This is a genomic window from Bacillus sp. RIT 809 (genome assembly GCF_016892495.1).
GTDB lineage: Bacteria > Bacillota > Bacilli > Bacillales > Bacillaceae_G > Bacillus_A > Bacillus_A cereus_U.
In genome coordinates this window covers 55,603-67,698 of record NZ_JAFEMR010000026.1, presented here as the reverse complement: position 1 = coordinate 67,698, position 12,096 = coordinate 55,603, and the positions used below count along the sequence as shown (strand labels likewise).

The following is a 12,096-nucleotide window of genomic DNA, read 5'->3' as shown; positions in this document are numbered from 1 at the left end:
TATCGAATTTGTCTTTATAAAAAAGATTGATCAAAATGATTTCTTCTTCAGCTGGTTTTAGTTTATTTTTGATAAAGCTATATTTAATATTCCAACTGATCTATTACTAAAAATAACAGTATGACTAAAACATGTAGTATAGCTTGAATTCCGTAGTAATAAGCTTGAAAATTTATTATGAAAAGGCTAGTGAAGATAAGTAATACTGTTTCGATACCAAATAAGATTATTAATTTACCAATTCGTTCAGCTAACTTCTTTTCATTTTTTAACATATTTTCAGAAACTCCTGCGAAAAATGTTACCTTCTCTTTTCTCCAAATTCTTATTCCTAAAAATATAAAAAAACTACTTAACAAGATACCATATAAAAGTTTTATTATCATGAATCAACACCCCTTTATTAAATATTCTATGTCTTATTACTTAACTCCCTTCAAAATCCGTTCAATTTATTTCGTGCTTGTTCTTTTTCAAAATCACAATCTTTTTTTAATATGCGCGATAAGATGGGATCTACAAAATGGAGTATTTCTATTCCAAAAGATTGCAACGCTCGGTCAATGTATTCAATATTTGAATGATGAGCATGTAAACAAGCTAGTTTTTTCATACTTATCCTCCCTTTCTAAAACAAAAAACATGAATGAGCCGTAATAAATGCCGTTCCACACATTCAATTCTTGTTTCATTTTATTAAACCTGCAAAACAACTGAAATCTTGCATATTTTCTAACAAACTTTTTTGCGCTTGTAAAAAAGTTTTTTTGCATTTCCCCCTCTAAAATTGCTAATATAGTAGAGTAGAACTTTTATAGAGAGTAGGAAAATTATGCACAATGGAATTCGGATGACAACTTTAATGAAAAGGGCTCTGTTGATTTGCGCCGGGGTATTATTTACATACGAAGCTGCTTACGGATCAACACATATCGCTCTAGCAAGTACAGAGGATGACGCTAAATCTGTTCAACTTGTAAGTGAAATTCAAACATCCCTTGCTCCGAAAGAAGCTCCAAAGCACTATAATGGGCAAGTTAGAAAAGTCGCTTACTTAACATTTGACGATGGTCCTGGAAAATACACAGCTGAGCTTTTAGATATGTTAAAGAGCGAAAATGCAAAAGCAACATTCTTCTTAATTGGTTCAAACGTGAAAGCTTTCCCTGATCTTGTAAAACGTGAAGATGCTGAAGGCCACTATGTTGGGATGCACAGTATGACTCATAACTACAAGAAACTGTATACAGAAGGTCACTACGTTGATGAAATGAAGGAAGACCAAGGCTTAATCGCTGGAGTTCTAGGTAAATCACCAGTATTAACTCGCCCATCTTACGGCTCAATGCCAGGATTAAATGAAGCCCTTCGCAACAAAGTTGTTGAGAATGGTTTAAAAGTATGGGATTGGACAATTGATTCATTAGACTGGAAATACAACAAAATGCCAGTAGACGCTGCATCTGCTAAAATCGTAGAAAACGTTCTACATGGTGCTACAAATCCAACAGAAGTTATTCTTATGCACGATATTCATCCACAATCAGTTAAAGCAGTACCTGGAATTATTAAAGGGCTGAAAGAAAGAGGATATGAATTAGAAAGCTATCATGAGAACGAACACTTCCCATTAAACTTCTGGCATGATAATCGTATTTAATGAAAAAGGCTTGATTTCCTCTAGTAGGTTATCAAGTCTTTTTATTATCGTTTTGGGAATTTCTTTCGCTGCTCTTCAATAGAACGAATAATATTCTCTCTATCATCTTGAGTGATACTGATAGAAAATTCGTACTCCTCTTCCTTACACCATGAAGGATTAAGTTCCAGCGATAAGCGAATAACAAGGTGAAACTCTCCCTCTTTTTCTCCCATAAATTCAAACGCTAAATTTGGCTCGATGAAATCTAGTTCGTTATATGTAGGGTTTGGTAATGCTTGAAACCACTTTATCATGTACTGTAAGTCGAAAGTTTGTAAAAATGGATCCATCGTTTCAAAAACTTTATTTTCTTCTGATAGTTTCGCCTTTACTCTTAACCAATTTCTATCACACTCGTCTTTTGCATCTTTATATTGGTAATTTACAACCTCTAAATGTAATGATATTTTTTCATTTTTAAAATTCATGAATATCCCCCTTCTATCTCTGGATCTTTTGTTTTATAAATTTTTATTAATCCCGATCCTTAAAATCATTACCCTTTATACATGAAATAAATTTGATTTGCAATATAATCTGAACTAAAGTGAAGTCCATTCCTTATCCACCACATGATAATACCTACCAAAGAGGCTGTTTTAATATCAACCGCAACATAGTCATCTGGCAAATTCTTTTTCGTATTCTCTCTTCTCGTTTCTATTAACTCTTTTAAAAATAAAAATAATTGCTCCTCAAATTGATTCATTTTAAATAATATAAATAAATAATTTCGGTGGATATATAAATAATCAAGTAATTGTGTTAGCTTTTGTTTTTCTGATAAATCTTTTGCATGTATTAAATCAGCAATTTTATTTGAAAGTTCATTTGAAATCTCATTCGTGATTTGGTCTAGTAAATCTTGAATATCTTGATAATGTAAGTAAAAGGTAGTCCGATTTAATCCTGCTTTTGTTGCAACTTTCTGAACCGTTAAGCTTGAAATACTAGGATTCTCACATAGGAGAGAAAAAACAGCATTTTTAAACATTTCTCTTGAACGAACTGTACGTGGATCTTCTTTTTTAGGTGTAGACATTTTGAAACTCCTTTATAGATTTTCTCTTTACTTACTCGACAGTGCATACCATCTATGTCGAGTAGTGAACATTTTCAAAAAAACTGTTCATGGTCAAAGAAAATATATTTTGTTACCATTAATTTTATCGACACATTGTCGATAAATCAAGAAAACAACGAAGGAGTTTACCAATGCAAAAGGAAATATCAGAAAGAAATAAAAAAATTATATTAGTTGTGCTCATTGCCGGCTGTTTTTTATCAACATTAAATCAGACGCTATTAAATGTGGCGATGAGTAATTTGATGGAAGTATTTGATGTTTCGGCTGCAACAGTGCAATGGCTATCGACAGGCTTTATGCTCATAAATGGTGTTCTAGTGCCAATTACAGCATTTTTAATGAAACGATTTACTACAAGGCAGCTATTTATTAGCTCGATGCTCTCTTTGTTTATCGGGACTGTTCTTTGTGCATGCGCCATGAATTTTGGCACTTTGTTAACAGGAAGAATGATTCAAGCAGTTGGCGCAGGAATTATTATGCCACTAATGATGACAGTTATTTTATATTTATACCCTAGTGAAAAGCGTGGCAGTATTATGGGGACCATCGGCTTCGCCATAATTTTTGCGCCAGCCATCGCTCCAACATTATCTGGCTTTATTATTGAATATGTATCATGGAGATGGTTATTTATTGGATTAGCTCCATTTGTATTAATCGTTATTATTCTCGCGCTAAAATATTTAATGAATGTCGCTGAGACAACAAAAGCAAAATTAGATATCGTAAGTGTCATTTTATCAACGATTGGCTTTGGTTGTATTATATTCGGGTTTAGTAGTGCAGGAAGCAAAGGATGGGATCATCCAGTTGTTATTACTACAATTATCATCGGAATAATTGTTACAACGCTATTCTGTTTACGTCAAATAAAGTCTAGCGATCCACTATTAAATTTATCCGTATTTAAATATAAAATTTTCACTCTTACATCAGTCATTAACGTACTCATTACGATGATTATGTATGCTGATTTAATTCTTTTACCGATTTACTTGCAAAATGGACGAGGTTTCACTGCTTTTGAATCCGGTTTACTTCTATTACCTGGCGCTGTAATTAATGCCTTCTTATCACCTATCACAGGTAAAATGTTTGATAAATACGGGGCAAAACCACTCTTTATTACAGGTTTAATATGTATCATTATATCAATGTGGGGTGTAATTGACTTGACCGAATACACCACTTATATGTATTTAATGGTTCGTACTATTATTCTACGCATTGGACTAAGTTTCATTTCGATGCCTTTAAATACAGCAGGTTTAAACGCTTTACCAAGAGAATTGGGTTCACATGGCTCCGCAGTGAATAATACCGTACGTCAATTAGCTGGTGCTATAGGAACAGCAGTCATTATCACTGTGTATACAATTCAATCCACTTCACATACTTCACAGTTATCTAGTGAGAACGGAAGCATATCAGCTATGCAAGTAACGAAATTAGCTTCTATCTTCAGCTCAAGTGATGCCTACGTATTTATGTTAGTCTTATCCTTTGTAGCTTTGATTATTGCATGTTTCATGCCTAAAAAAGTAGCACTCCAAAAATCCGAAAGTAAATCTTAAAACAAAAAAACCTACCCGTATTCCATACGAGTAGGTTTTTTTATTATTTATTTCGTTTCCCCGTCTTCAGTCGTCTTCACTTTCGTTTTATTGTTATCACGATGGTTATAGTTATACTTAGAAGGTTCTACCGGTGTAAATCCTTCTGGTGTGTAGAATCGTAATAAGTCACCGTTAACAACTTGGTCGGAGTATTTTAGTGATTTTTGAACCATTTGTTCATTTTGTTTTATTTCATCTGTAAATTCTACAGGTTTTCCAGTAGCCGTATCATAGTATTTGCCGTTAAGTGCAGTAACTGTTGGGCTTACGTAGTTACCGTTACGGAACGGAACGACTTGTTTATGCTCTGGTGATAATAAATCTGATCCGAATTGGACATAATTTTTCGTATCTGTACCTAGTAAGTGTAATAACGTTGGAAGAACGTCAATTTCTCCGCCGTATTGATGTTGTACGCCGCCTTCCATTCCTGGTACGCGAATGATTAAAGGTACACGTTGTAATTGAGCATTTTCAAATGAGTTCATTTCTTTACCCATTATTTGAGACATTGCTGCACTATGATTATCTGAAATACCGTAATGGTCACCGTACATAACGATAATTGAGTTATCGTATAAACCAGATTGTTTCAAGTAATCAATAAATCCTTTTACAGATTCATCTAAATAGCGTGCTGTTTGGAAGTACGTATCTACTGATGAATCACCTGTTTTAGCTGGTTCAATCGTTGCTTCCGCTTTATCAATCGGATAAGGGAAATGGTTCGATAACGTAATGAACTTCGTATAGAACGGTTGCTTCAAAGTTTGTAATAACGGAATTGATTCATTAAAGAACGGTTTATCTTTTAATCCATAGTTTACTACATCTTTTTCGTTCATATCATAGTATGACGCATCAAAGAATTTATTAAAACCAAATGATTTATAAATTTCATCACGGTTCCAGAACGTTTTATAGTTACCGTGGAACACTGCTGATGTGTATCCTTGTTGACCTAAAATAGCTGGTGCTGATTGATACGTGTTATGAGCTTTATTTGTAAAAACAGATCCTTGTGGTAATCCAAACATTGAATTCTCTAACATGAACTCCGCATCAGATGTTTTACCCTGTCCTGTTTGATGGAAGAAGTTATCAAAGTATAACGTATTCGCATCTTTTGTAAATGAGTTTAAGAATGGTGTAACTTCTTGGCCATTTAGCTTGTAGTTTAGTAAAAAGTTTTGGAATGACTCTAAATGAATATAAATTACGTTCATTCCTTTTCCTTTACCGAAATACTCAGGATTTGGACTTGCATAAGTTGATGTAAGATAGTTTCTAACTTCTGTCATATTATCTCCATCCGCTAATGCTCGTTCTGTTGATGCTTTCGCACTTTGAATACCATCATAAATCGTGAAATTGTACGCCCCTAAATATTTCACGATATAATTGCGGTCAAATGTTCTTGTTAACAATTCAGGACGGTCAGATTCTGCCAGACCTAAGTTAACGCTAAAGAATAAAATACCTGCTACAAATACTAGAGATAATTTATGCTTCGCAACACGGATTGGTTTAGGATTTACAAATTTCGTTGCGACTAAAACAATCAAAATGATTGTATCTAAGAAATATAGTGGATCATATAAGTGTAGCAATGCAAAAATACTATTACCTAAATCTCCAAAGTTATTCGATTGTGTTAATGTCGGGAACGTAATAAAATCGCTGAAAAAGCGGTAATATACTACGTTGGCGTATAAAAGTATAGACATTAGCAAATTAATAACAATTACCCAAATGTAAGCTCGTTTCCCCTTTGCGAATAATGCGAGCCCTAAAAATAGAACTGCTGAGCTTAGCGGATTGAAAAACAGTAAGAACTTTTGGATTGTGTTCGATATCCCTAAATTAAATTCTATCACATATGCTGCATATGTTTTTAACCAAAGTAAAATAACTGCAAATACGAAAAATCCAAAATGATTACTTAATACTCGTTTACTCTTTAATAAAAATTGTTGCATCTCTCCACCTCTTTTGATCATCCAAGGCTTATTTTGTATAAGTCTGTCTCTCTATTTGATTTTTCTTCTTCAGATAGATTTTATTTGTTTAACTATATGAAGAATATTAGTAATTATAATTTGTAGCTTTTATTTATTCAACTATTTCTTTTTAAACATTTTGACCTTGGTTTCTATTTAACAAAATACATTTGTAACATTTCCTGTTTTCTCCCAAGGCTCATCCACTAATTATGACTCCACAAACTATAATCCTTTATTTCCTCATTTGCAAACTAATCTATCTCCAATTTTGGTACATATTTCACATAAGAAAAAGTGTAGTTTGGAGTAATTGCTCAAACTACACTTTTCCTACAATCTTATCCTTTATAACTCACTTCCCCCTAATTCAGGAGTATTTGCCGTTACTTTATTCGTCCCTTCCAATGTAAAAAACCATTTTTTCATCATTTCAGGGTTTATCCACGCTTCAAAAATTTCTTACCATCGCTAATATTATTTTTGAATAATTATTCATTTCAGTCCCTTCTTTATTTAAATACAAAGATTGTATTTATTTTCAACAAAACCCCCGCTCTCATAAAAGAAAGCGAGGGTTTTAATCATTTATTATTAACCTTTGTACATTGCATCAACTTGTTTTTGAAGTTCTTCATTTTCTAAGAACTCATCATACGTTGCTACCTTATCAACTACACCGTTTGGCGTTACTTCGATAATACGGTTTGCAATTGTTTGTACGAACTGATGGTCATGAGAAGTGAATAGTAATGTTCCTTTAAATGTGATTAAACCGTTGTTTAATGCTGTAATAGACTCAAGGTCTAAATGGTTCGTTGGATCATCTAATGTTAATACGTTTGCACCACTTAACATCATCTTAGATAGCATACAGCGAACTTTTTCTCCTCCAGATAAAACAGAAACGTTTTTCTTTACTTCTTCACCAGAGAATAGCATACGGCCTAAGAAACCACGTAAGAAACTTTCTGATTCATCTTGTGGAGAGAACTGACGTAACCAATCAATTAAAGTGTAATCACTGTTCTCGAAGTACTCAGAGTTATCTCTTGGGAAATGAGCTTGAGATGTTGTTACACCCCATTTGAATGAACCGCTATCTGGCTCCATTTCACCCATAAGAATTTTAAATAATGTTGTCATTGCAATATCGTTACGGCCGATAAATGCAACTTTATCACCTTTATTTAAAGTGAAGTTCACATTATCTAATACTTTTTCTCCGTCGATAGTTTTAGAAATACCTTCAACCGTTAATAAGTCATTTCCTACTTCACGCTCTGGTGTGAAACCAACGAACGGATAACGACGTGATGACGGTCTAATATCATCTAATGTAATTTTATCTAACAATTTTTTACGAGAAGTTGCTTGCTTCGCTTTAGATGCGTTTGAGCTAAAGCGCGCAATAAAGTTTTGTAACTCTTTTACTTTCTCTTCTTTTTTCTTGTTAGAATCTTGAGTTAGTTTTAATGCTAATTGGCTTGACTCATACCAGAAGTCATAGTTACCAACGTATAATTGAATTTTACCGAAATCAAGGTCAGCCATGTGCGTACATACTTTATTTAAGAAGTGACGGTCATGGGATACAACGATAACTGTATTATCAAAGTTCATTAAGAAGTTTTCTAACCATTGAATCGCTTTTAAGTCCAAATGGTTGGTAGGCTCATCTAGTAATAGAATGTCAGGTTGACCGAATAAAGCTTGAGCAAGTAATACTTTTACTTTCTCTGCCCCTGTTAATTCAGACATCTTTTTATCATGAATATCTTCGCCGATACCTAATCCTTTTAGAAGGATTGCAGCTTCTGACTCAGCTTCCCAACCGTTTAGCTCAGCGAACTCACCTTCAAGTTCTGCAGCACGCATGCCATCTTCATCACTAAAGTCTTCTTTCATGTAAATTGCATTTTTCTCTTGCATTACTTTATAAAGACGTGTGTGACCCATCATTACTGTTTCTAGTGCAGGGAACTCTTCATATTCGAAGTGATTCTGTTTTAATACTGCTAGACGCTCACCTGGCGTAATATGTATGTCACCTGTTGATTGGTCAACTTCTCCAGATAAAATCTTTAGAAATGTTGATTTACCAGCACCGTTTGCTCCGATTAAACCGTAGCAATTACCTGGCGTGAATTTTATGTTAACATCTTCAAATAATTTGCGATCTGCGAAACGCAAACTAACGTTACTTACTGTAATCATTTGTGTCCTCCTACTAATACCGCTTATTTCAGCGTTTTCTCACCGATTGTCCTAAAAAATCGCATATTACGACTCAATTATTCTAGACTATAGCTATTATATAGTAGAAGCTGGATGAATAGCAACGATTGATTAGCTTTCTACAACGAAATCGAATAGTTTTTATCCATTCCCCTAGCTATTTTTTGTATATCATCGACCTCTTTCTAATATCCCTATTCGCTTCTCATTCTGTAATACATTGAATCATTTTTTCATTTCATATTTTATATACAAAAAACCTGTAGAGAAAACATTCCCTACAGGTTTTTCTTATTTCGTATTTATTATTTTCTCTTTATAACTCTTCAATTTACTCGTCAATCCTATTAAAGCAGGTAACAATATCGGCATTACAATTAAAGCTAATAGTAAAAGAGCAACGCCAACAACGGATGCTACTTGTATAAGTGTCAATACTCCTGAAGGAATTAACGCTGCAAATGTCCCTCCTAAAATAAGTGCCGCTGATAATACGACTCCTCCTATGTGACGAGATGCATTTACAATTTTCGTTACTGAATCCCCTTCTAGCTCATTGTATCGCATCATAACGAAGATGCTATAATCCACTCCTAAAGCGACAATCATAATGAAGCTAAAGAATGGAACATTCCAGCTTAATGACTCTACGTTTAATACATGTGCACTAATTTGTTCACTTATACCAAGTGATGCAAAGTACGCTAAAATTAACGACCCAATAATAAAGATTGAGTTTAAGAATGAGCGTGTAATCACGATTAATACAAGCGAAATCCCTAATAACATAATCGTAGCAGTACGTAGGAAATCTTGCCCGGTTACTTCTTTTAAATCAACGTTTCTAGCTGTTGTCCCGCCAATTGCTTTTTTCACATCATTTAGTTCTGTTCCCTTTAACGTACCATCTATCGTTTTATTAATTTCTTGAATGATAGGCATCGCTTCTTTTGAATACGGGTTTACGTCTAAAATAATTGTCATTTTAGCAGTCTTTCTATCATGTGACATGTACGTATTCAATGCTTTTTGGAAATCTTCTCCCTCTAAAACTTCTTTCGGAATATAAAATTTCTCAGAGCTTTTCGACTCATTTAGCTCGCCTAAATATTTTTGAGCATCCCCTAGACCGTTACTTACTTTGCCTAAACCTTCTGTACTTTTAGATAAGCCTGATTGTAATTGCCCCATCTTTTCTTGCAAATCCTTAAGCCCAGTTAATAACTGTCCTTGCCCATCATTTATTTTCGTTAAACCGGATTTTAACTCAGCTGATTTGTTTGCAATTTGTTTTGAACCTGTGGCTCCTTCATTTAATCCATTTTCCAGCTCACCAGCGCCTTTTTGTAATTGTGTAACGCCATTATTCATTTCTTTTAAACCTTTATCTACTTTCAGTAACGACTGATTCGCTTCTTTAAATGAACCCATTGCTGCTTTATGCTGCGTCGCTAATTGATTTAATTCATTTGAAAGGACACTTAATTGCTTCTGAGCTTCTTTTGTAATTCCTAATGTTTGCTGCACATTAGGATCATTTGCTAATTCTGGTTTTGTTTGAATGAAATTGTTCATTAACGTTTCAATTTGTTCATATCCTTTTTTCGCACCATCAATCGCTTGAGAAATACTTCCGAAATATTGATCATACGAACTTAAACCTTTTTCTAACTGAGTATACCCAGCATGAAGCTGAGAAGTTGCATTTGAAAGGGCATTGATATTTCCGTTTAATGATGCTAGCCCATCCTCTATTTGCTTCGCCCCTTGTGCCCCATTGTTTATTCCATTCGATAATTGATTTAAAGCTGTTCCTAATGCTGTTACGCCATTTTTCGCCTCATTTGTTCCATCAATTAACTTTTGAACATTTGCGAGACTATTTGAGTCATTACCACCCATTTTGTCTTTCGCATCAGTTAATCCGTCATTAATTTCTTTTATACCACCATTTGCATCTCCTAAGCCTGTATTCAATTCTCCGGCTTGTTTATTTATATATAATTCTTTAATCTTATCTCCAGTTGGACGCGTCGGTGAATATACTTCTGAAACCCCTTTAACTTTCGAAAGTTTTTCAGTTAGTTCATCTAAAGTTTGTAGAGAAGTCGCTTCATCTAGCTTTTTGTCAGATTGAATAACTAGCGTACCCGGTGAAGAGAAACCAGGCGGAAAATGCTCTTCTATTACATTAATCCCCATTTTTGATTCATACTTATTATCTACTTCAAATAAATCATTGTAATTATGCGTGTTAGAATATTTTAATACGAAAGGAATCGATATCACAAACACAATAATTAAAGCAACAAATGGTCTTGCTACCGAGTTTTTCGCAAAGAATCCCCATAAACGACTATCCTCATGTCCTTTAAATGTTTTAACTGGATAAAACATTCCTTTTCCTAATAGCACCATGAAAAATGGATTTAACGTAGTTAATACGAGTAGTAATACTGCAACACCAATTGCTACCGCTGAAGTAGATTGATATAATTTAAAACTCGCTAATGCAAGAGATGCAAAACCGATTAGTACTGCAATTCCGCTATATAAAACGGTTTTACCTGCTGATTTAAATGTTTCTTTCGTAGCTAAATACGCATTTTCTTGTTTACTTAATTCTTCTTTAAATCTCGTATATAATAAAATGTTATAGTCTGTTCCTACTCCAAACAGGACGACAACTACAAACACTTGTGTAAAGTTTGAAAATGGAAAATTAAATTGATCAACCAAATGAGCAATAATTCCCATTGAAACTAAGTACGATACCCCAACTGTAAGAAGTGAAACGATCGGAACAATTGGTGAACGAAATACAATGATTAATACTACAAGAATGAAAATGATTGAAATAACTTCTGTCTTTTGCACTCCCTCTTGAGAGGATTTAAGAAAATCATCTCCGATTAAGTCACTTCCTGTTAAGTACGTTGTAACTCCTTTCGTTTGTACTTTTTTATGAAGATTATTTACAATTTTTGGTATTTTACCATGTTTTTTATCTACCGATATTTGCGTTAAAATAGTCGTATTATCTTTAGAAACTAATTGTTTCTCCAGTTCTTTATTATCTAAATGTGAAACGACTTCCTTAATTCCTAATTGCTCTTTTTCATTTTGCAGGGCATTGATCGTTTTCGTTATTTCCTCTTTTTGCTCATTTGTTAAAGCCTTCTTACTTCCACTATTAAAGACAGCTATAATTTCATACTTTTCAGCCCCTTCTTTATCCATCTCCTTTATCATCTTGTCAGCAATACTGCTTTGTTCTGTATTAGGAATCGTAATTTGCCCTTTTTCTTTCACTAACTTATCCATATTAGGCATCGTTACGACCATTGTAATAGTAATAACTACCCATAATAGAAAAGATAAACTTCTCCAACTTTTTAATTTGCTCATATGAATCATCTCCTACTTTTAGAATTTCATGTTGCATTCGGA

General features: G+C 33.8%; 9 protein-coding genes. 2 read left to right on the top strand and 7 right to left on the bottom strand.

The window, feature by feature from the left end; all coding sequences use genetic code 11:
* Nucleotides 1-83 precede the first annotated feature (83 nt).
* Nucleotides 84-386: a hypothetical protein gene (locus tag JTF23_RS22755; RefSeq protein WP_016105158.1), complete on the bottom strand. Its 303-nt coding sequence runs from the start codon at nt 384-386 to the stop codon at nt 84-86.
* Between the two features lie 50 nt (nt 387-436).
* A complete protein-coding gene (locus JTF23_RS22750; RefSeq protein WP_016105159.1) occupies nt 437-613 on the bottom strand; it encodes a hypothetical protein in 177 nt (58 codons plus the stop codon).
* Between the two features lie 219 nt (nt 614-832).
* Between JTF23_RS22750 and JTF23_RS22745 the strand changes: the two genes are divergently transcribed.
* Nucleotides 833-1,660, top strand: a complete 828-nt coding sequence (locus JTF23_RS22745; RefSeq protein WP_204209819.1) for a peptidoglycan-N-acetylglucosamine deacetylase — start codon at nt 833-835, stop codon at nt 1,658-1,660.
* A 44-nt stretch (nt 1,661-1,704) separates the two neighbouring features.
* On the opposite strand, the gene JTF23_RS22740 is transcribed toward JTF23_RS22745, so the two are convergent.
* Entirely contained in the window at nt 1,705-2,130 is a 426-nt protein-coding gene (locus JTF23_RS22740) for a WapI family immunity protein (protein ID WP_204209818.1), read from the bottom strand.
* 68 nt (nt 2,131-2,198) lie between these two features.
* Entirely contained in the window at nt 2,199-2,744 is a 546-nt protein-coding gene (locus JTF23_RS22735; protein ID WP_016105162.1) for a TetR/AcrR family transcriptional regulator, read from the bottom strand.
* A gap of 173 nt (nt 2,745-2,917) precedes the next feature.
* Between JTF23_RS22735 and JTF23_RS22730 the strand changes: the two genes are divergently transcribed.
* The gene (locus JTF23_RS22730) at nt 2,918-4,366 is read left to right on the top strand and encodes a DHA2 family efflux MFS transporter permease subunit (protein ID WP_204209817.1); all 1,449 of its coding nucleotides are present in this window, start codon (nt 2,918-2,920) and stop codon (nt 4,364-4,366) included.
* A 47-nt stretch (nt 4,367-4,413) separates the two neighbouring features.
* On the opposite strand, the gene ltaS is transcribed toward JTF23_RS22730, so the two are convergent.
* The 3 genes from ltaS to JTF23_RS22715 all read right to left on the bottom strand — a co-directional run bounded on the left by ltaS (nt 4,414) and on the right by JTF23_RS22715 (nt 12,054).
* Nucleotides 4,414-6,387: a lipoteichoic acid synthase gene (gene ltaS, locus JTF23_RS22725; RefSeq protein WP_204209816.1), complete on the bottom strand. Its 1,974-nt coding sequence runs from the start codon at nt 6,385-6,387 to the stop codon at nt 4,414-4,416.
* Between the two features lie 615 nt (nt 6,388-7,002).
* Nucleotides 7,003-8,625: an ABC-F family ATP-binding cassette domain-containing protein gene (locus tag JTF23_RS22720; RefSeq protein ID WP_016105165.1), complete on the bottom strand. Its 1,623-nt coding sequence runs from the start codon at nt 8,623-8,625 to the stop codon at nt 7,003-7,005.
* A gap of 312 nt (nt 8,626-8,937) precedes the next feature.
* Nucleotides 8,938-12,054, bottom strand: coding sequence for an MMPL family transporter (locus JTF23_RS22715; RefSeq protein WP_204209815.1), 3,117 nt, complete (start codon nt 12,052-12,054; stop codon nt 8,938-8,940).
* Nucleotides 12,055-12,096: the final 42 nt, after the last annotated feature.

Coding starts and splice junctions, on each gene's coding strand:
- JTF23_RS22720 (WP_016105165.1), bottom strand. CDS start 8,625: ATGATTACAGTAAGTAACGTTAGTTTGCGTTTCGCAGATCGCAAATTA.
- JTF23_RS22755 (WP_016105158.1), bottom strand. CDS start 386: ATGATAATAAAACTTTTATATGGTATCTTGTTAAGTAGTTTTTTTATA.
- JTF23_RS22745 (WP_204209819.1), top strand. CDS start 833: ATGCACAATGGAATTCGGATGACAACTTTAATGAAAAGGGCTCTGTTG.
- ltaS (WP_204209816.1), bottom strand. CDS start 6,387: ATGCAACAATTTTTATTAAAGAGTAAACGAGTATTAAGTAATCATTTT.
- JTF23_RS22715 (WP_204209815.1), bottom strand. CDS start 12,054: ATGAGCAAATTAAAAAGTTGGAGAAGTTTATCTTTTCTATTATGGGTA.
- JTF23_RS22740 (WP_204209818.1), bottom strand. CDS start 2,130: ATGAATTTTAAAAATGAAAAAATATCATTACATTTAGAGGTTGTAAAT.
- JTF23_RS22750 (WP_016105159.1), bottom strand. CDS start 613: ATGAAAAAACTAGCTTGTTTACATGCTCATCATTCAAATATTGAATAC.
- JTF23_RS22730 (WP_204209817.1), top strand. CDS start 2,918: ATGCAAAAGGAAATATCAGAAAGAAATAAAAAAATTATATTAGTTGTG.
- JTF23_RS22735 (WP_016105162.1), bottom strand. CDS start 2,744: ATGTCTACACCTAAAAAAGAAGATCCACGTACAGTTCGTTCAAGAGAA.